Consider the following 19773-nt stretch of genomic DNA (forward strand, 5'->3'; position numbering starts at 1 on the left):
AGGTTGGCGGGCCCTGCCGCTCCTTTGGGGGGACGGCGTCTACATGATGTCGTCAGTCGGATCAATGCTCAAGTCGCTGGCCTTGATCCACTTCACCCACTTCACATGACCGTCCACAAAACAGACGTTCATGCCCTGATTGTGACGCCATGCCGCGACACCCGTCTGGTTGGTGAGAAACCAACCCACAGAATACCTGGTGGCAATGGGGTTGGCCGAGTACTCGCAGTAGCAGTCGAACACCCACATGGTGGTCGCCGCCGCCTGTATCTCGGACTCGCGGGGCCCGTTTGCCATGGAGCGCAGGCTCCCCTCGCAAGCCATGTCGTACGAGCGCGTGCTGTTCGGGCGACACGGGTCGCAGCTCGTGCACCAGCCGCCATTCCACGGGTAGCTCGGGCACAGGTTGAGCTGGGTGTTCTTCACGTAGGGCTGGATGACGTTGTACCAGAACATGCTGGTGGGAGCCGTGCTGCTGACCCGGCGCTTCAAGTTCGTCTCGTCGTAGTCATTGTTGTACATGATCAGAGCAACGCCCATCTGCTTGAGGTTGCTCTGGCAGCTTGCCGCCCTGGCCTTCTCTCTGGCCTTGGCGAAGACGGGGAAGAGAATCGCGGCAAGGATCGCGATGATCGCGATCACGACCAGCAACTCAATGAGCGTGAAACCGCGTCGCATGGGAGGGGCACCTCGCGCTGAGTTGTAGTTGCTCACTTGCGCGTATTGTGCTCTTTTTGTGCGGTTTTCGCAAGACCTAGGGACCCCGCAGCCCCAGCACGAACTCCTCCACGGCCGCCGTCAGCCCCGCCTGCCCCACATGCTCGGCGATGACTTTCACCAGTGCGCTGCCCACGATGGCGCCGTCCGCGAGCTCCCACACCTGCCGCACGTGCTCGGGCTTGCTGATCCCGAAGCCCACCGCCACCGGCAGGTCGGTCTGCGCGCGGATGTTGGCGATGAGCTGCGCCAGATCGGCCGGCAGCTCATCGCGTGTCCCCGTCACGCCCGCCCGTGCCACGGCATACACGAAGGCCGTGGCGCGCTCCGTAGCCAGATATACCCGCTCCGGTGGGGTCGTCGGCGCGACCAGGAAGACCGTCCCCAGCCTGTTCTCCCCCGCGAGGCGCACCCACTCCTCGCTCTCCGCGGGCGGCAGGTCGGTGATCAGCACGCCATCGCCCCCGGCCGCTGCCAGGTCCGCCGCAAAGCGCTCCGGCCCGTACTGCAGGATCGGGTTGTAGCAGGTCATGATGACCAGCGGCAGTTCGTGGCCGTCGGCGCGGAAGCCACGGACCAGCTCCAGCACCCCCGCCAGTGTCGCGCCCGACTTGAGCGCACGCTGGGCCGCGGCCTGGATGACAGGCCCGTCGGCCAGCGGGTCGGAGTACGGAATGCCGAACTCGACCAGGTCGGCGCCGGCGCGCTCGATGGCCTCCAGAATGGCCCGTGAGGCTGTCAGGTCGGGGTCGCCGGCCGTGACATAGGGCATGAGGGCCCCGCGCTGCTCAGCTTTGGCGGCGGCAAAGGCCTTGTGGATGCGGTCTATCATGGCTTCCTGTCTTTCCGGTAGGCATGTCACTGCGACCGGTCGCGGTCGGTGACCGCTCCCACGACGGCGGAACGTCCCGCTACTCGCGCGCGGCCATGAAGTCCGGCACGCTCACGATCCGGCCCGTGCGCTCTGCTTCCATGGAAGCAGAGATCACCTGCATCGCCTTGATCCCCTCGCGCCCGTGGGTCATGGGCTGTTTGCCCTCGATGATACACTCGACGAAATGGCTGATCTGCCCGTGCATGTCCTTGGCGCCGCCGAAGACATCCATCATCTCCTGGTTGCTCGGGTCGAACTCCCAGACGCGCTGCCAGCCGTCGGCGTTGTGCAGGTCGACGATGCGGTGGCCGTCGCGCAGGTACTCCACACGCGCCGAGCCCGCCTTGCCATAGATGTCTATCTTCAGCGGGGTCATCGGGTATGGCGTGGCCCAGCTCTCGACGTAGGCGCTGACGGCGCCGTTCTCGTGCTTGAAGACCGCGCAGGTGGTGTCATCGCCCCCGGGGATCCAGTCGCCGAAGGTGAAGGCATTGCCCACCGAGGCGGTCTCGACGATCTCCCCGACATGCCAGATGAGTTGGTCCACGTAGTGGCAGCCGTGGGACATGAAACAGCCGAAGGGGTGGGTCTGCACGCTGCGGCGCCATTCCTTGGGCGGCACGCCGAGCTGCATCGAGGTCTGGGCATAGGCCTGGTGTATCTGCCCGAGCTTGCCGCTGCGGCATAGCTCGTTGAGGATCATGAACTCGCGCCGGTAGCGCAGCACAAAGCCAACCATGAACACGATGCCGGCTTCGTCCACCGCGGCGACCATCGCCTCGGCCTGGTCGAGGCTGATAGCCATGATCTTCTCGCATAGCACGTGCTTGCCAGCGCGCGCCGCGGTGATGGTCATCTCGGCGTGCAGGTGCGGCGGGGTGCAGATGTCCACCGCGTCCACGTCGTCGAGAACGCTCAGCCAGTCGGTCGCATACTTGCAGCCGGCCTTCTCCGCCTTGGCCTGCGCCAGGGCCTCGTCCACGTCCACGCAGTAGACCAGTTCCGCGCGCGGCTCGGCCAGGATGCCGTTGATGTGGGCGGCGCTGATGCCGCCGCAGCCGATGACGGCGATGCGTACCCTATCCATGGAAGCCTCCGGTGATGTACTCCGAGGGGTCCCTCGTCCGCAGAGTGCCCGTTCCCTGCGGGTGGTCAGCCCTGTACGTCGTCCCACTGCAGGCCGGTCCAGGCGGGAAGGTCCCGGGCGGCGACGCCCCCGGCGACCAGCTCGGCGTAGTGTCGCGGATGCAGCCCCTGCGGCAGCTCGCCCGGGCGCAGGACCCGCAGGTTCCGGGGGCTGAAGCGCTCGCCCGGCTCGATGTCCGCGATGCTGAAGACACCACGGGTCGCGAAACCGCGCAGGCCGCCCTCGACCGGCTCCACGCGCTTGACGCCGTCACCGGCGAGGAGGGGATCCACGGCGACTTCCGGCTCTGGAGAACCGCGTTCCAGGCGGGCCTCGGCCTCGCGTACGGCGGCGACCAGGTTGCGCATGTCCTCCGGCTCCACGGCGAAGCTGTGGTCGGCGCCGGGGAGGTTACGGTCGAGTGTGAAGTGCTTCTCTATCACCCGCGCCCCGTGGACGACCGCCTGCACGGGGGCCTTGAGCGGGTCGCGTGAATGGTCCGAGAAGCCCGGGATCGCGTTGGGGAAGGTCTGCGCGAAAGTCCGCATGACCGCCAGATTGAGGCTCTCTTCGGGCGCGGGGTACTTCGCGGTGCACTGGAACAGGCCGATGGGCCGCGTCCCGTCGGGAGACAACACGGCCATGGCTTCCTCCACCTCGGCCATCGTGGCCGCGCCGGTGGACAGGAAGATCGGCTTGCCGCGCCGCGCGATCTCGGCCAGCATCGGCACGTGCTCGATCTCGTACGAGGCGATCTTGTAGACGTCGAAGTCCACCTCATCCATCTGTGCGACACACCACTCGTCGCAGATGGTCATGATGAAGTCCACGCCGTGGTCGCGGCAGGCCCGCGACAGGTGCGGCAGCCAGTCCAGCGGCAGCTCCACCTCCCGCATCAGCTCGTAGATGGGCACGAGATCGCCCGTGGCCGTGGGGTACATGCCGGCACGCGGCGTGTACATCCCCTCGGCGCGGAAGAGCTGGAACTTCATCGCCCCGGCCCCGGCCGCCGACGCCGCCTCGATCATCCGCAGCGCCATGTCCAGGGAGCCGTTGTGGTTGATGCCGCACTCGGCGACGATCAGGATGGGGGCGTCTCCGCCTACCGCGTGGTGGTGTAGTTGGATCAAGGGTGGATGCGGTTCCTTATGTTGGTGAGTGCGACTGCGCAACCGACATCTACCGCGCTGTCGCACGCGCGGCGGCTTGCTTGTACAGCGACAGGTACTGCTTCGCCGAAGCATCCCACGAGAAGTCCGAGGCGAAGGCGTTCTGCACCAGCCCGCTCCAGCGCTCCCGATCGCGATACGCCTCCAGGGCCCGCCCGATAGCTGCCATCATCTGCGCGGCATCGTACTCCTCGAACCGGAAGCCGTTCGGCGCACGGCCCTTCTCCTTGATGGTGTCGGCCAGGCCCCCGGTCACCCTGACAATCGGGAGGTTGCCGTACGCCAGCGCGATCATCTGCCCGAGGCCGCACGGCTCGTACCGCGAGGGCATCAGGAACATGTCACCCCCGGCGTACAGCAGCTTGGCGAGCTGGGCCGAGAACATCAGCTTGACGCCCACATTGCTGTTCCGGGCAGCCAGATCGCTGAAGAACTGCTCATAGTGCGGATCACCGGTGCCCAGGATCGCCAACTGGACACCCTCCAGCCCGGAAGCGACGTTCTCCAGCAGGTCGAGGCCCTTCTGGGCGTCCAGGCGCGTCACCATCGTGATCAACGGCACGTCGGGATTCACGGGCAAGCCGAACTCCTGCTGCGCCGCGGCCTTGCACACGGCCTTGCCGGCGAGGTCCGCGGCCGAGAAGTTCGCCGGCAGCGAGGCGTCGCCCGCCGGGTTCCATACGTCGTAGTCAATCCCGTTGACGATGCCCTTGAGGTCCTCGACCCGCGCCCGGGCCAGATCATCCACCCCGGCCCCGAACTCGGGGGTCCGGATCTCCCTGGCGTAACCCTTGCTGACAGCGTTGATGAGGTCGCAGTAGATGAAGCCCAGACGCGCCAGGTTGATCTGGCCGTCGTACAGCGCTCTCTCGACGCGCTTGTCGCCCAGATCGAGCCCGGCCTTGCTGATCTGGTCCCACGGGAAGGCGCCCTGGTAGCCGGGACCGAGGTTGTGGCCCGTGAACAGTGTGCCATAGGGCAGGTCCCACAGGCGCGTGTAGGCTGCCGCGAGGGTCGTGTGGTAGTCGTTGAGGTGTAGCACGTCCGGCTGCCACTCCAGGCCCTCCAGCGCCGCCAGCGAGGCCCGCGAGAAGAACGCCAGGCGCTCGAACTGGTCGCCGTAGCCCCCGCCGGTGCCGTAGATGGACTGCCGATCGAAATACAGGTTGTGCTCCACGAAGTACACGGGGACTTCCGTGCCGGGGATGAAGGCCTGCTCGATGGCGCAGCCGCTGGTGTAGGTCGGCATGGGTACATGCACGGGCTCGAGAACGCGCGTCAGCTCGAAGTCGCCCTGCAGCACCGAGCGGTGCTTGGGGGTGATGACGCGGATGTCCACCCCGCGCTGGGCGAGGGCCTTGGGCAGGCTCCCGGCGACATCCGCCAGCCCCCCCACCTTCGAGAACGGCGCCACTTCAAACGATATCATCAGTACTTTCATGGTGGAATCCCTTCGTAGACTCGCCCGGCGGAGTGCGGTTACCTACCCCAACACCACGCGCCGGGGCACGACCGTGATGCCCGAGGTCACCACGAAGCGGCGCGCATCCACTTCGGGGTCGTGGCCGATACGGAACCCGGGCGGGATGTGCACGCCCTCATCCACGATGACGCGGCTGAGCGAAGCGCCCTCGCCTACCGTCACGTCGTCCATGAGGACGGACTCGGTCACCTCGGCGCCCGCATCCACGCGTACGCCGGGTGACAGCACGGAGCGGTTGACCGTGGCGCCGCTGATGATGCAGCCCCCGGTGAGCAGGCAGTCGCTCACGCTGGCCGGCCGCGAGCCCGCGCCGCAGACGACCTTGGCCGGCGGCAGCGGCGGCTTGTAGGTGTAGATCGGCCAGCGGTCGTCGTACAGGTCCAGCTCGGGCACGGGCGCTACGAGATCCATGTGCGCCTGCCAGTAGCTCTCCAAGGTCCCGATGTCCCGCCAGTAGGGGTTGGCGCTGCGAGCGGGATCGGCAAACTCGTACATGTACACCGCCCGCCCCTGCTGCACCGCCGTGGGGATGACGTCCCGACCGAAATCGTGGGTGTTCTTGGTGCGGGCGTCGGCAGACACAGCCTCGACGAGTGCCGGCGTCCGCCAGATGTAGACCCCCATGTTCGCCAGCGCCACCTCGGGACGGCCCGGCATCCCCGGCGGCTCCGCCGGTTTCTCCAGGAAGCCTACGACCCGCCCGGAGTCGTCTACATCCAGCACGCCCAACTGCCGCGCGCTCTCCCGCGGGACGGTCAGGGCGGCAATGGTCAGGTCCGCCCCCTGCTCCTCGTGATAGGCCAGCATGCCGCTGTAGTCCATCCGGTAAGCATGGTCGCCCGACAGCAGGACCACGACGGCGGGTCGCTCCTCCTGCAGGACGAACAGGTTCTGAAAGATGGCGTCGGCCGTCCCGGCGTACCAGCGATCCGCACCCAGACGCTGGGGCGGGACGAAGTCCACGAACTCGTCCAGGTCATCCGACAGGCGCGCCGACCAGGTGCGTCGCACATGGCGGGTCAGCGAGGTCGAGGCGTACTGGGTCAGCAGGTGGATGCGGCGCAGACCCGAGTTGATGCAGTTGCTGAGGGTGAAGTCAATCATCCGGTAGGTGCCGCCGAAGCGCACTCCCGGTTTGGCCCGCTGGCTGGTCAGTGGGTGCAGACGCTGGCCCTGGCCTCCGGCCAGCACCATCACTGTCACGCCCTGCGCGGCGCGGCCGCCGGCGGCCACCGGTCAGCGCTCCATTTCCGGAGGCGGAGCCGGCGCCTCGATGCCGCGCTTGGCCAGCACGCCCGCGATCGTCTCGTGTAGCTCGGCCAGGTCGTGCGACTTGATGACATAGGCCTCGGCCGCCCAGGTCATGAAGTCATCCTTGTAGCTCGAATAGGCCGTGTTGAGGATGACGGGCAGTTGGTTGTCGTAGTCCAGTATCTTGCCCAGGGCCTCGATGCCGTCCATGCCCGGCATGGCGATGTCGAGGAGCACGGCGTCCACCTCGTGCTTCTGCAGCAGGTCGAGCCCCTCCTGGCCGCTCTTGGCCGCCACCACGTTGTAACCCATCCAGGACAGATCGTCCTCGTAGAGCAGGCGCTGATTGTCGTCGTCCTCAATGACCAGCAGTGTCGGCTTCCCCATGCACACGACCCCTTTCGTGTAGCTTCGGCCGGACGGCTTCCGGCTCCAGCGGCGGCGGTACGACCTGATCGAGGTGGAACACGATCGTGAACGTGGTCCCCTCGCCCTCAGTGCTGGCGACCTCCACGGTGGCGCCGTGGTCCTCGATCACCTTGCGGGCCAGCGCCAGCCCCAGCCCGGTGCCGGTCGTCTTGGTGGTGAAGAAGGTGTCGAAGATCTGATCCTGGTGGGCGACGGGTATGCCCTGGCCTGTGTCGGCCACGGCGAGCTTGACGACGTTCCCCTCGCGCCAGGCGTGCAGGCTCAGCAGCCCGCCCTCCGGCATCGCGTCAAGGGCGTTGAGGGCCAGGTTGGTGACAACCTGCTGCATCTGGCGGCAGTCCAGGGGCAGGAGCGGGAGGTCAGGCGCGACCCTCACCGCGATCCGCACGCCCTGCTTCTCCGCCCGTGGCTGCACCATCTGCACGCTCGGCCCCAGCACGGCCTCCAAGGAGCACTGGGCGAACTGCGGCCGCGAGGGCTTGCTGAAGTCCAGCAGAGAGCCCAGGATGTCCTCCAGCTTCGCGACTTCCTCCACGATGATACGCGCGTTGCGCTCCACGATCTGGACATCGCCCGCCCGGCGCAGGAGCATCTTGGCGAACCCGCCGATGGTAGACAGCGGGTTGCGGATTTCGTGCGCAACGATCGCCGTCAACTCGCCGATAGCCGCCAGGGCCTGAGAGCGTACCAGGCGCTCCGTGGCCTCTTCCAGCTTGCGGTAAGCTTCCTCCAGCTCGTTGGCGCGGCGCAGTTCGGCGGCGTACAGCCGGGCGCTGTCAATGGCCAGCGCCGCGTGGTTGGCCAGACCGGTCAGCAGTTGCACATCGGTCTGGTTGATGCGCTGCCCGGTGACGCTGTTGTCGGCGATGGCGACGCCGATGACCTTGTCCTGCACCACCAGCGGCGCCACCACAAACTCTTCGGCCGCCAGTGCGCCCAACAACTCCGGCGGGACGCGCGGGTCATTGGGGGCATCGAGCACGTGCACCGTCTCGCGCGTCGCCGCGGCCAGCATCGGTAGCGCTGCGGTATCGCTCAGCGGGAACGACAGCTGCTGGACGAGGTCCCGGAGCGGACGCTCCTCGGGCGGGGGCAGGCGGTCGAACGCGCTCAGGAAGTCCGCCAGCGTACGCCCCCCCGACAGCTCCGACCAGATCTGGTTGGCCTGAGCCGGGTTCTCGGGCCCCACCGCCATCTCCGCCTTCAGCACCCCGTCCTCCTCATCGGCCAGCAGCAGGATGGCGCGGTTGAACCCCAGGCCGATGGCGCCACCGGCCGTGATGCCGGTCAGGATGGCGTGGAGCAGCCGGGGCAGATCGTGCATCCCCAGCATCGCCTGCACGATCTGGTGCAGGATCGAGCGCTCGTAGAGCTGCCGGTGGCGTTCGGTGACGTCCTCAATGGTGATGAGCAGGTTCCGTTCACCGCGGGCCCCGACGCAAGGGTCCAGACCGATATTGAGGATGCGTTCGGAGTGGTCCTCCGTCGCCTGTCGGAAGCCGGCCCAGCGCACCCGATCGCCCGTGGCCAGCGTGTTCTGCATGGCCTGCCGCAGCCCGGCCTCCTCCAGCAGGCTGTGGGGGAACACTTCGGAGATGTGCTGCCCCTCGGCCTGCTCCCGCGACAAGCGGCGCTGGCGCAGGTAGGCGCTGTTGGCGTGCAGGACGATCAGGTTCTCGTCGAGCACAAGCAGGCGCGTCTGCAGGGCATTGATGACGTTCGCCAGGAACGCCTGCAGATTCTCGACCTCGTCCAGGCGCGCGGTCAGCTGCACCTGCAGTTGGTCGGCGCGACGCCCATCGCGAGTGTCTGCCGCCACGCAGCCGCCGTTCACCTGTTCCGTGGTGGCGTCCTGGGTGTGTTCGTCAGGGTCCATGGGCCACAATCCCGGGCGGGTCGTCCTACGCCGACGCCGCCTTGCTTTCTTCCTCGACCTCGCCCCGCAGGAACATCGTCGCCCGCTCCGGTGACACGGGGTTGATGTAGAAGCCCGTGCCCCATTCGAAGCCCGCGGTCTTGGTCAGCCGTGGCATCAACTCGACATGCCAGTGGTAGTGCAGGTCAACCATACCCCAGTACTCCGGATGCCCGGGGCAGGCCGAGACACTGGGCGCGGTCTGTAGCATCATGTTGTACGCCGGGTCCTGTAGCACGTTGCGATAGCGCATCAGGGCGTCCTTCATGATGCACGCGAAGTTGTACTGCTCGGACTCCGTCATCATCGCGTAGTCGTGCATGTGGCGCCGGGGTAGCACGAGTAGCTCAAACGGCGACCGCGAGGCGAAGGGCGACACCACGACGAAGTCCTCGTTCTCGGACACGAGCCGGTCCGGGATCGTCGTCTCCTGCTCCACCAGGTCGCAGAAGATGCAGCGTTGCTTGTGCTCGTAGTGGCGCTGGGCCGCGCTCAGCTTCTCCTTGACCAGCAGGGGCACGATCGGCAGGGCGATGAGCTGCGTGTGCGGGTGGGCCAGCGAGGCCCCCGCCGCCGAGCCGTAGTTGCGGAAGACGATCAGATGATGAAAGCGCTTGTCCTGGCGCAAGTCCACCAGCCGCTCACGGTACACGCCGAAGACACTGTTGATGTGATCTACCGAAGCCAGCGCCAGGTCTTCCTCATGGTGCGGGGTCTCGATGATGACCTCGTGGGCGCCGAAGCCCCCCATCCGGTCCAGCAAGCCGATGCCCGAGCGCCGCAGGCTGGCCTCGATGGTCAGGGCCGGGAACTTGTTCTGCACGACGCGCACTTCCCACCCGGGCGCGTTGGCCCCGGTGCCGCAGTCGCGGACGGCATAGATCTCCGGTGGGGTCTTGGCCTCATTCCCCCCGCAGAACGGGCAGCCGGCCGACTTGTTCGGCTCGGGAGCGGAGGTGAAATCCGTGGGGCGCTTGCCCCGCGAGGCGGCAATGATCACCCAGCGGTCCAGCACCGGGTCTTTACGGAGTTCAGAAGCGTCATCCAGGGGGTTGCTCATGGGATGTGGCCCGGCAGGGCCACACACCTCCTTTCAGCCGACAGGCCGCCCGTCCCGCAGCGTGACGGATGGCTGCGGCCGACGGCCTCGTCCCCATGGTTAGTTTAGCAGACCGCCGGAGGCGTCGGCAAGGTGAATGGCGGGAGTCACCCAGTCCTGTGCCAGCGACGGCCTCCCCGGCGCACAAGGTCTCGCTGTCGGGCCGCGCGAAATGGCGGGCATGTACCGGGTATATCCTCCCCATGTCTATGTCACCGAATGGGCGCTGCGCGACGAGCGCGCTCAGCCCCGCCTGCGTCGCCTTGCGGCCGCCTTCGGGCAGCCTGACCCGCCGATCCTGACGGCCGCCGAGCTGGCCGAGACCTGTCGGGAGCGCGGCTGGCTCGACGAGCGACGCAACCGCACCGGGGCCGTCCGCACGCCGGCCGACCCGGATATCGTGCTCAACGCCTTCACACTCGACGACGCCGAGCTGCAGGACCGCCTGGCCCGTTACCCGGACCTGCGCCAGTGGTTCCTGGGCGGAGGGGGCATCATCGGGACGCGCGACAGCCGCAACCACCTGCGCGGGATGAATGGTGTCTGCCAGACCGCGCTGGAGCTGCACTGCGCCTACGGCTGCCTCCACGCCTGCGACTACTGCCACGTCGGCAGTTGCCTGAACATCATGACCAACCTGGAGAGCATGGCCGAGCGTTTCCAAGCGGCCATTGCCGAGAACCGTTGGTGCCGGCTGTGGAAGTTCGACAACACGACTGACACCATCGCCCTGGAGCCCGAGTACGGCGCTTCGGAGACCATGGTCAGCCTCTTTGCCCAGCAGCGCGACGCGTTCTTGCTGCTGTACACCAAGAGCAACAACGTGGACCATCTGCTGGACCTCGACCACCGGGGGCAGACCCTCGTAAGCTGGTCCCTGGCCAGCGACACGCCCAGCCGGCTGATCGAGAGGAAGACGCCGCCCATGCGGGCGCGCATCGGGGCGATGCACAAGTGCCAGGAGGCGGGCTACGGGGTGCGGGTCCGCCTCTCCCCCATCTGCCCGGTAGTGAACTGGCGCGGCGAGGTCACGGAGATGCTCGAGGCGCTCTTCGCGCAGGTCTGCCCGCAGGTCATCTCGATGGACGTGCTGGGGTGGATGAACGCCCGGCAGATGCGTGAGGCGCTCGACATTGAGCTGCTGGACCCCCTCTACTGCGACTTCGTCATCCAGCAGTCCGAGCTTTCGCCGGGCGTCCACACCAAGCACTTGTTCAGCCACGACATGCGGCTGACGATCTTCCGCCACGTCCTGGGCGAGATCCGCCGCCTGCAGCCGGAGACGCCGGTGTCGCTATGCATGGAGACTAGGGAGATGTGGCGGGAGCTGGGCCCGGACCTCGGTATGACCCCGGGGAACTACGTCTGCTGCTGCGGCCCGACCAGCGTGCCGGGGCACAGGCTGCTGCAGGTGTAGAGCTGGCGCTGCAGGGCGGGGGCTTGTACCCCGCCCCGCATGGCACGAACCGAACGTCTCGGCGGGGTACAAGCCCCCGCCCTACACTCTCCGCCTCGGCTACACCCGTGGATGCGCCTAGCCCTGCACCGACAGGTACCCGGGCTGGACGATCAGGCGGTCCACCTTCGGCGACATGGGGATCTTCTGCAGGTCCAACAGCGGGTTGATCTTCTTCAGGAGGGTGCGCAGCGGCGCGGTGGGCAGCGGTAGGCCGCCGACCGAGGCCTTGGTCGGGATGAAGCTGATCCGGTAGCCGTCGGGGCACTCCAACCGTCCCTGCGCCATGAAGTTCGTGGCCAGGCCGAAGCGGTACTTCCCGGTGATGACCAGGTTGCCATGGCCCAGCTTGATGCGCATGTTCTCGATCCGGTTCTTCTTGAAGGTCAGGGCGCGGTTCAGGTCGGCCTCTGAGACCTTCGCGTGGATCCTGTCCGACCCGCGCCGCAGCACCTTCACATCATTGCGCGTCCGCAGTCTCGGCAGGTCGAGGACCAGATCCTGTGCCTGCATCAGCACCTGCGTCATCTTTACTCCGTCCACCGTGACGGAGTCCGCCGTGACCTTGATCTGCTTGAAGGCGCCCTTGTCCATGCCGGCGTTGCCCGGATGGGGCGTCACGGCGATACGCAGGTTCTGCACCTTCCACAGGTGCGTCATGCGGGAACGGATACGGGCGGCCACTTGGTCGGGCGTCATCGCCGGCCACGCAGCCGTCGCAACCATGGCCATCCCCACCACGGCTGTCAGACATCGTGTGCGAAAGCTCACAATCCTCAACTCCATGTGCTCCGGGGCCACAGCCCCATTCATTACTACGGTGCGTAGGACATTGCGTTAGAGTCGCTACGCCGCCCAAAAGTTTCGCCCGCCTTGCCGCGCGGGGCCTGCAGCCGCATCGTGTGCCCTCGCGCAGGAGGGAACACGGCTCCCGGCGGCGCAATACCCGGGACACGGAGGAATCATGACCATGACCCCACCCCTGCCCGTCTGGCTCATCCTGATGCTCATCCTGCTGGCGGCCCTGCCCGCCCAGGCCAAGTACCCCGACGACCTGCCCCCGGCCGAGAAGGCCATCGCCGGCACCGTGGACCCCTGGGGGCTGCCCTTCAGCGACTCCCTGCGCGCTTTCGACGAGCGCTTCGGCCCTGACAGCCGCTTCGCCCTCGGCGTGACCCACGACCTGGTCAAGGTCTGGCCGCTCAAGTACTGGTTCCGCGGTCAGAGCGTCGCCACCCGTGGCGACCAACCGGGCCTGCTGCAGACCGAGCCGCGATGGGCGGCCGCCGGTGACACCGTCGCCTTCCAGGTCGTCGTATTGCCCCGGATGGGCGCGGCCGACGCCACCTACACCGTCCAGGCCGGCGTGGATGGCTGCCCCGGAGCCCAGATCGAGACCTTTCGTGAGGTCTTCGTCAAGACCGCCCAGCCCGGCTACCCCCGCTACCCCGTTGACCGCTGGCCCGATCCGCTCGTGCCAGCCTCGGAGGTGGCGCTCTCCGGGACGGACTGCGGCGCGTTCTGGGTGGATGTCAAGCTGCCAGCCGGCGCGCCGGCTGGCCTCGTGACTGCCCGCGTCAAGGTCACTGACGGAACCCAGACCAACACCCTAGAGGAACGCTTCCGGATCGTCCCGGGCCTCCCGCTGCGCCCGCGGGACTTCCCGCTCGTGGCCTGGTTCCGCCCGCGGTACGGCAAGAAGAGCCTCAGCCAGGACCAGATGCTCGGGATGGCCAAGCTGGCCCTGGACCACAACATGCAGGCCATGGACATCCTCAAGGGCACCTTCAAGCCCGACGATCCCGCGGAGTTCGACCGGATCCACGATGGGTTGGCCGCCGCGGGCCAGAACGTGTTCGAGCTTGACGCTCCCGGCAAGAAGTACGACTACAAGCTGCTGTATGACCACATCAAGGCCAAAGGCTGGCTCGATCAGGCGCTCGTGTACAGCAACAACGACGAGCCCCTCACCGAGACCTTCGAGCAGTCCAACGTGCCGTGGTGCCAGGACATGAAGCAGAAGTACCCGGGCCTGCGGGTGTTCCTGGCCTCGGCGTACCACCAGGGCATGGAGCGCGGCTGCGACATCTGGATGACCGACCTGTCCACCGAGGGCTATGACCCCGAGGGCATGCGCCATCTCAAGGCCCCGACGCTGTGGCACTACTACTGCCACCTGCCGATCCACATCCAGTTCCGGGCGCCGCTGACGATGGCCCCGAACATGGAGGTGGACTGCGACGCCCTACAGCACCGGCTGGCGCTGTGGATGTCGGACTACTACGGGGCCAAGGGCGTGTTCATCTGGGCCGGCTTCTCGGCCGGGGGCATCAAGGACGACTTCTGGCAGACGCTCGAGCTGGAGCAGACGCCCGGCGGCTACCCGTACGGCGGCATCCACAATGGCAATAACTACCTCGTCTACCCGCCCCAGAGCGACGGGGGGCCCGTCCTGCCCTCCGTGCGCCTGAAGGTGCTGCGGGCCGGGATGCAGGACCTGGCCCTGCTGCGCGTGGCGCGGCAGATGCTTGCCGACGGCAAGGTGAAGGGCGCCAAGGCGCGCAAGCTGAAGGAGTTGCTGAACCCGACGCCAGGCCTCTTCGTGCACCCGCAGTACTGGGATCGCCTGCCCGAGACGCTCCTGGCCCGCGAGCAGGCCATCCTGCAGGCCTTGGCGCAGTAGCCGTTACTGGGACCGCGGGCTTCCAGCCCGCGCCGTCGTCGTGGTGCGGGCTTCCAGCCCACGCCGTTAGCAGACCGGGCAGGCAAGGCCGCCTGCCTTACCGGAGGACACACCATGCGTATCGCCATTCTCGGCGCCAGCCACTGGCATGTGCGCCTGATGTACGTCGAAGCCCTGCAGAAGCTGGGCGAGGAGATCGTGGCCCTCGGCGAGTGCCTGCCGGGCAAGCTCGCGCTGACCGACGGGCTCGTGGACTGCCCGTCGTACACCGACTACGACAAGCTCATCGCCGAGCAGAAGCCTGACTTCGTGTTCGCCCATGCGCCGCATGCGGACATGACCGCCCTGGCCGACTGGCTGGTTGAGCGCCGCCTACCCTTTCACATGGAGAAGCCCATGGGCGTGGATTGGCGCAAGCTGGAGCCGGTGGCGACCATGGCCCGGACCGAAGGCGTCTTCGCCAGCGTCGCGCTGGTCTCCCGCTACTATGCCGTTGTGCAGTGGCTCCGCGAGCGGCGGGAGCAGATCGGACGCGTGAACCACTACTACTACCGGCTCTTCGCGGGCGACCCGGGCCGGTACCGCGAGTGGGGCGTGGAGTGGATGCTCGACCCCGCGCGCGCCGGGGCCGGCCCGCTCTTCAACTTCGGCCCGCATGTGGTGGACCTGTTCTTCTACCTGTGCGTCCAAGAGGTCACCCAGGTCTCCGCCCACTGGACCCGCGGCCTGCACGGAGAGCCGATTGAGGACCTCTGCAGTCTCACCATGGTCGGCGCCGAGGGGGAGATCGGCGTGGGTGAAGTCAGCTACTCGATGCCGGAGGGTTACGAGCGCTACTTCTCGCTCGACTCGGCGAACCTGCACTGCGGCGGGCCCGAGATGGGTGACATGACGGTCTACTGGCGCGACGGCCGCAGCGAACGCGTCGTCGGCAACACCGCCGATGACGTGTACTTCTCATACACGAAGGACACGCTGGAGCGCTTCCGCGCCGGACAGCCGCCCGTGGCGGGGATGGACGACATGGTCAAGACGCTGCGGGTGCTCAATGCGGCCAGGGAGTCGGCGCAGACCGGCCAGCCGGTGCGCATCGGCGGCCACTAGCCGCGTGGCTATGCCGTGAGCCGCGTGGGCGCGCGTGTCCCCACGCGCGCAGGTCCACCGCTAGCCACGCAGAGGCGGGCTGGAAGCCCGCACTACCAGTCTGTTGGCACTACCCGTCCATTGACACTACCCAAGCATAGGGGGACCAGACCATGGCCCTACGGAAGCTCGAAGACATCGTCATCTACGGCAACGACGCGTGGTACTCCACGTTCCCCTCGATCGTTCGTCTGGCTAGCGGTAAGCTCATCTGCGGCTTCCGCCGGGCCCCGGAGCGGCGCCTGCAGCCGGGCGGGGTCGTCACGCATGCCGACCCCAACAGCCAGGCCGTCTGCGTCACCTCCGCCGACGAGGGGCGGACGTGGGACCCCGAGCCGCAGCTCATCTACGCTCATCCCGCCGCCGGCTGCCAGGACCCGTGCCTCAGCCTCCTGGCCGACGGCGCCATCCTGTGCACACTGTTCGCCTGGCAGATCTACCCGGCGCAGTCCCAGAAGTTGGTGCCCGACGCGCCCTTCCTGGTGGACGGCAACGGTTGGACGATGAGCAACCTGGGAGTGCACACGTTGCGCTCCACCGACGGTGGGGTCTCCTGGGGGCCGGCCACCGTCGTCGAGCCCGCGCCCGGAGCCATGGACCGGCTGCCGGGTGTGCCCGCCCGCGGCGCCGTCAGGGGCCGGAGCGTCAGCTTGCCGGACGGCTCCGTCCTCATGCCCGTCTATGGCGGCAGCCGCCCGTCCCCGTCAGTGGCCTACCGCTCCACCGACGGCGGGCAGAGCTGGCGCTTCCTGTCGGTCATCGCCCACGACGCGACGGTGGACATGCACGAGCCGCACTTGCACCTGTGTCCCAGCGGCAAGGTCGTAGCCTTCATCCGCACCGCTGGCCTGGACGGCTATCTGGCCATGTGCCATTCCACCGACGGCGGCGCAACGTGGAGCGAGTGGGCGAAGACAGAAGTCTGGGGGCACCCCTTCACCACCGCCGTCGCCCCGGACGGGCGCGTCCTGCTGGCCTACGGCTACCGCCGCGAGCCGTTCGGCGTCCGCTGCCTGTTGCTGGACCCCGAGTGCGAGACGATTGACATGGCCGGTGAGCTGGTCCTGCGCGACGATCTGTACAACTTCGACATCGGCTATCCCTGGGCCGTGACACTCGGCGACGGCACCATCCTGGTGGCCTACTATGCCAACATTGCCGACGGCACCCGCCACATCGCGGGAACGTTCGTGGAGGTCCCATGAGGTTGCGCGCGTGCGGACACGCGCGCCCACGCGGCCCCGTCGGCTACGCCCGGTTCCCGAATCCCGAATCCCGCCTCCCGGACCCCGCCCATGACTTCACGACAACGCATGCTCATCGCCATGGCGAACGGCCAGCCGGATATGGTGCCGGTCGCGCCGGACACGTCGAACATGATCCCCTGCCGGCTCACCGGCAAGCCCTTCTGGGACATCTACCTGTACCAGGACCCGCCCTTGTGGGAAGCGTACATCCGCTGCTGCCAGCACTTCGGCTTCGACGGCTGGCTGCCCTCGGTGCCTCTGCAACTGGACTACGAGCTGGAGGCGGCCGCCGCCGGCCCGCAGTGGACCGAGGCCATCGTCCACCGGACCGCCGAACGCATCTACACGCGGCGCCGGGCGACCACTGACGGAGAGGACAAGTGGACGGACACCTGCACCGTCTACTACATCGCTGACCCACCCACAGGGAACGTCCCGCTGCGCAAGGTCGGGCTGCCTGAGGGCCCACCGGAGACGTGGGAGGACGTGACGGCTCGAACGAACTACCGTGGCCGGGAAGCCTTCGACCGGGCGCGGGAGCTGATGGGCGAGGCCGGCGTCGTCGGGGTCGCCGTGGGGACGCCGATGCTGGGGCTGTCCGCCGAGGCGGTCTACGAGTGGGCCGACAACCGGGACGCGGTCAGGGAGCGCTGTGAGCGGCAGGGGGAAGCCTGCGTCCGCCGCGCACGTGAGATCGTCAAGCTCCAGCCCGACTTCGTGCTCACGGGCGGCTCCGGCATGATGATCAACAATCCCGAGCCCATCTTCCGCGTGCTGTGCCTGCCGACGATTCAGGAAGTCACCCGCATCTGCAAGCAAGCGGGCGTCCCCTCGCAGATCCACTGCTGCGGGCCGGAGCGCGACCTGGTGCGCATCTGCGCCGAGGAGACCGACCTGTCGTCCATCAACCCGCTCGAAATCAAGCCCATGGGCGACTGTGACCTGGCCGACATCAAGCGCCGCTATGGGGCCAAGATCGGCCTGATGGGGAACCTGCACACGACCGAGGTGATGCTGCGGGGCACGCCGCAGACCGTCATCGAGGCGAGCCAGCGGGCGCTGGACGACGCGGCTGCTGGCGGGGGCTTCATCCTCTCGACGGGCGACCAGTGCGGCCGCGACACACCGGACGAGAACATCGCCGCGATGATCGAGACGGCGCGGGTGCACGGGCGGTACTGAGGGCGGAGCCGCGCCACGACGCCGGGCCGGACGGGGCTCGGGCCCATCCACTGCCCGTGGACGCCTCAGTTGTAGATCGTCGTGGCAGTGATGTCGAAGTTGCCCCGCTTGGCGTCCTTGGACCACTTGGCATGCCCGTCGGCGAAGGCGCAGTTCATGCCGCCGTTGTGGACGGCGAACGACGTGTTGCCATTGCGGTACAGTGTGTAGTGGTCCAGCCCGCGGAAGCGCCAGCACGAGGACTCACACACGGCGACTTTCTCGGCCGGGAGCTGGATCTGGCCCTCGGAGAACCCCATGCTGTAGCCAAGGCTATCGGTGACGTCACCATCGCCGTTGAAGTCACCATAGGTGGCGCTCTCGGTAATGGTGCAGATGCCGTACGTGCAGTACACGCCGCGAACCCGGGCATCCGACTCCGGCATGTGGGCCCCGAGGGTACACGCGGTGGTGTTCACCACTCCCCAACCGGACCCACTCGAAGGACACTTGAACATCTGCTGGTTCTTGACGTAGGGCATCATCTTCTCTACCCACAAGTACGGGCCAGAGAAGCGAACCAGCATCTCGTCATAGTCCTGGGAGTACATCTGCAGACCCAGCCCGATCTGCTTGAGGTTCGACAGGCAACTCGTCTGCCTGGCCTTCTCCCGAGCCTTGGCGAAGACGGGAAACAGGATCGCCGCCAGAATGGCGATGATGGCGATCACCACCAGCAACTCAATCAGTGTGAAGCCCTTGCGTACGCCCATGGATACTCATCCTCTCATGCTAGTGCCAACACCCGCACCACTCTCCCCCCCAAAGTCGTTCGACATCCCTAGTTATTCCCCCTTCTGCTCCGGAACATTCCTCTTTTCCTGCGTGTTGCCCCGTATAGGACTCCGTCGCGGCCGTCCTGCGCGGGGACATACCACCTGGCCCGACGGCCCAGAGAGGACGTTGTGCGCGCTCTGTCGAGGCTTGCCATCATGATCCTCGTCGCAGCCGCCGCCTGCGCGGCCGTCTGCACAGCCCTGCTGTGCCCGGCGCGCGCACAGGATGCCCCCGCACCGCCAGCAAAGGAGGACACCACCGTGAAGCAGGATACCAGCCAATGGAAGACGCTCACCCCCGAGGAGCAGCACGTCATCGTCGGCAAAGGGACCGACGCTCCGTTCACCGGTGAGTATGTGGACCTCACGGCGCCGGGCCTCTACACCTGCCGGCGCTGCGGGGCCGTGCTGTTCCGGTCGCAGGACAAGTTCCACTCCGGCAGCGGCTGGCCGTCCTTCGATGACACGATCTCCGGCGCCGTGACGCGCCAGCCCGATGCGGACGGGCGGCGAACGGAGATCATCTGCACGAACTGCGGCGGTCATCTGGGGCATGCCTTCCTTGGGGAGGGGATGACCCCCAGGAGCGTCCGGAACTGTGTGAACTCCACCGCCCTGACGTTCGTGCCCGAGGCGGAGGTGAGGGTAGGACGGGCGTACTTCGCCGGGGGATGCTTCTGGGGCGTGGAACACCTGCTCAAACAGCAGTCCGGCGTCATCGCCACCACGGTCGGCTACATGGGCGGCCATACCGACAACCCGACCTACCGCGACGTGTGCAGCCACACGACGGGCCACGCGGAAGCCGTCGAGGTGCTGTACGACCCGCAGCGGGTGGACTTCGAGGCGCTGGCCAAGCTGTTCTTCGAGATCCACGACCCGACCCAGGCCAACGGCCAGGGCCCGGACCTCGGCGACCAGTACCGTTCCGAGATCTTCACCACCACCGCCGAGCAGCAGGCCGTGGCGCGGAAGCTGATTGCCGATCTCAAGGCCAGGGGGATGGACGTGGTGACGCAGGTCACGCCGGCGGGCAAGTTCTGGCCGGCGGAGGAAGACCATCAGGACTACTACGACAAGACCGGCAAGCTGCCGTACTGCCACGCGCGCAAGCAGTTGTGGTGAGCCTCGCCGTGGGAGCAGTCACCGACCCCTACCCGCGCGTGCCCGAGGTCGCGGTCGGT

At 67.2% G+C, this 19773-nt stretch carries 17 protein-coding genes; 6 read left to right on the forward strand and 11 right to left on the reverse strand.

From position 1 onward, the window contains the following. Nucleotides 1-39 precede the first annotated feature (39 nt). The 9 genes from LLH23_14220 to galT all read right to left on the reverse strand — a co-directional run bounded on the left by LLH23_14220 (nucleotide 40) and on the right by galT (nucleotide 10024). On the reverse strand, nucleotides 40-678 hold the full coding sequence (locus tag LLH23_14220) for a DUF1559 domain-containing protein (GenBank protein ID MCE5239627.1): 639 nt from the start codon (nucleotides 676-678) through the stop codon (nucleotides 40-42). A 76-nt stretch (nucleotides 679-754) separates the two neighbouring features. After that, nucleotides 755-1549, reverse strand: coding sequence for a tryptophan synthase subunit alpha (trpA, locus tag LLH23_14225; GenBank protein MCE5239628.1), 795 nt, complete (start codon nucleotides 1547-1549; stop codon nucleotides 755-757). A 79-nt stretch (nucleotides 1550-1628) separates the two neighbouring features. Further along, nucleotides 1629-2678, reverse strand: coding sequence for a Gfo/Idh/MocA family oxidoreductase (locus tag LLH23_14230; GenBank protein MCE5239629.1), 1050 nt, complete (start codon nucleotides 2676-2678; stop codon nucleotides 1629-1631). Nucleotides 2679-2743: 65 nt separating this feature from the next. Next, nucleotides 2744-3847 (reverse strand): N-acetylneuraminate synthase family protein, encoded by a 1104-nt coding sequence (locus LLH23_14235; GenBank protein ID MCE5239630.1) that lies wholly within the window; start codon nucleotides 3845-3847, stop codon nucleotides 2744-2746. A 49-nt stretch (nucleotides 3848-3896) separates the two neighbouring features. Next, nucleotides 3897-5327, reverse strand: a complete 1431-nt coding sequence (locus LLH23_14240; GenBank protein ID MCE5239631.1) for a glycogen synthase — start codon at nucleotides 5325-5327, stop codon at nucleotides 3897-3899. A gap of 42 nt (nucleotides 5328-5369) precedes the next feature. Further along, on the reverse strand, nucleotides 5370-6602 hold the full coding sequence (glgC, locus tag LLH23_14245; GenBank protein MCE5239632.1) for a glucose-1-phosphate adenylyltransferase: 1233 nt from the start codon (nucleotides 6600-6602) through the stop codon (nucleotides 5370-5372). A gap of 3 nt (nucleotides 6603-6605) precedes the next feature. Next, nucleotides 6606-7007 (reverse strand): response regulator, encoded by a 402-nt coding sequence (locus LLH23_14250; protein ID MCE5239633.1) that lies wholly within the window; start codon nucleotides 7005-7007, stop codon nucleotides 6606-6608. After that, entirely contained in the window at nucleotides 6979-8925 is a 1947-nt protein-coding gene (locus LLH23_14255) for a PAS domain-containing protein (GenBank protein ID MCE5239634.1), read from the reverse strand. The genes LLH23_14250 and LLH23_14255 overlap by 29 nt, the downstream gene beginning before the upstream one ends. Nucleotides 8926-8950: 25 nt before the next feature. After that, nucleotides 8951-10024: a galactose-1-phosphate uridylyltransferase gene (gene galT, locus LLH23_14260; protein MCE5239635.1), complete on the reverse strand. Its 1074-nt coding sequence runs from the start codon at nucleotides 10022-10024 to the stop codon at nucleotides 8951-8953. 220 nt (nucleotides 10025-10244) lie between these two features. On the opposite strand from galT, the gene LLH23_14265 reads away from it, so the two are divergent. After that, complete coding sequence (locus tag LLH23_14265) at nucleotides 10245-11480, forward strand: hypothetical protein (GenBank protein ID MCE5239636.1); 1236 nt, start codon at nucleotides 10245-10247, stop codon at nucleotides 11478-11480. 117 nt (nucleotides 11481-11597) lie between these two features. On the opposite strand, the gene LLH23_14270 is transcribed toward LLH23_14265, so the two are convergent. Continuing rightward, nucleotides 11598-12245, reverse strand: a complete 648-nt coding sequence (locus tag LLH23_14270; protein MCE5239637.1) for a DUF2993 domain-containing protein — start codon at nucleotides 12243-12245, stop codon at nucleotides 11598-11600. A 244-nt stretch (nucleotides 12246-12489) separates the two neighbouring features. On the opposite strand from LLH23_14270, the gene LLH23_14275 reads away from it, so the two are divergent. The 4 genes from LLH23_14275 to LLH23_14290 all read left to right on the forward strand — a co-directional run bounded on the left by LLH23_14275 (nucleotide 12490) and on the right by LLH23_14290 (nucleotide 17774). Next, nucleotides 12490-14202: a DUF4091 domain-containing protein gene (locus LLH23_14275; GenBank protein MCE5239638.1), complete on the forward strand. Its 1713-nt coding sequence runs from the start codon at nucleotides 12490-12492 to the stop codon at nucleotides 14200-14202. Between the two features lie 114 nt (nucleotides 14203-14316). Beyond that, nucleotides 14317-15306, forward strand: a complete 990-nt coding sequence (locus LLH23_14280) for a Gfo/Idh/MocA family oxidoreductase (GenBank protein ID MCE5239639.1) — start codon at nucleotides 14317-14319, stop codon at nucleotides 15304-15306. A 152-nt stretch (nucleotides 15307-15458) separates the two neighbouring features. Continuing rightward, complete coding sequence (locus tag LLH23_14285) at nucleotides 15459-16550, forward strand: glycoside hydrolase (GenBank protein ID MCE5239640.1); 1092 nt, start codon at nucleotides 15459-15461, stop codon at nucleotides 16548-16550. Nucleotides 16551-16640: 90 nt separating this feature from the next. Then, nucleotides 16641-17774 (forward strand): hypothetical protein, encoded by a 1134-nt coding sequence (locus tag LLH23_14290; GenBank protein ID MCE5239641.1) that lies wholly within the window; start codon nucleotides 16641-16643, stop codon nucleotides 17772-17774. A 65-nt stretch (nucleotides 17775-17839) separates the two neighbouring features. On the opposite strand, the gene LLH23_14295 is transcribed toward LLH23_14290, so the two are convergent. Next, entirely contained in the window at nucleotides 17840-18526 is a 687-nt protein-coding gene (locus LLH23_14295; protein ID MCE5239642.1) for a DUF1559 domain-containing protein, read from the reverse strand. A gap of 324 nt (nucleotides 18527-18850) precedes the next feature. Between LLH23_14295 and LLH23_14300 the strand changes: the two genes are divergently transcribed. Beyond that, nucleotides 18851-19714, forward strand: a complete 864-nt coding sequence (locus tag LLH23_14300; GenBank protein MCE5239643.1) for a bifunctional methionine sulfoxide reductase B/A protein — start codon at nucleotides 18851-18853, stop codon at nucleotides 19712-19714. The last annotated feature ends 59 nt before the right edge of the window (nucleotides 19715-19773 follow it).

The sequence above is a fragment of the bacterium genome (assembly GCA_021372615.1).
Classification (GTDB): domain Bacteria; phylum Armatimonadota; class Zipacnadia; order Zipacnadales; family UBA11051; genus JAJFUB01.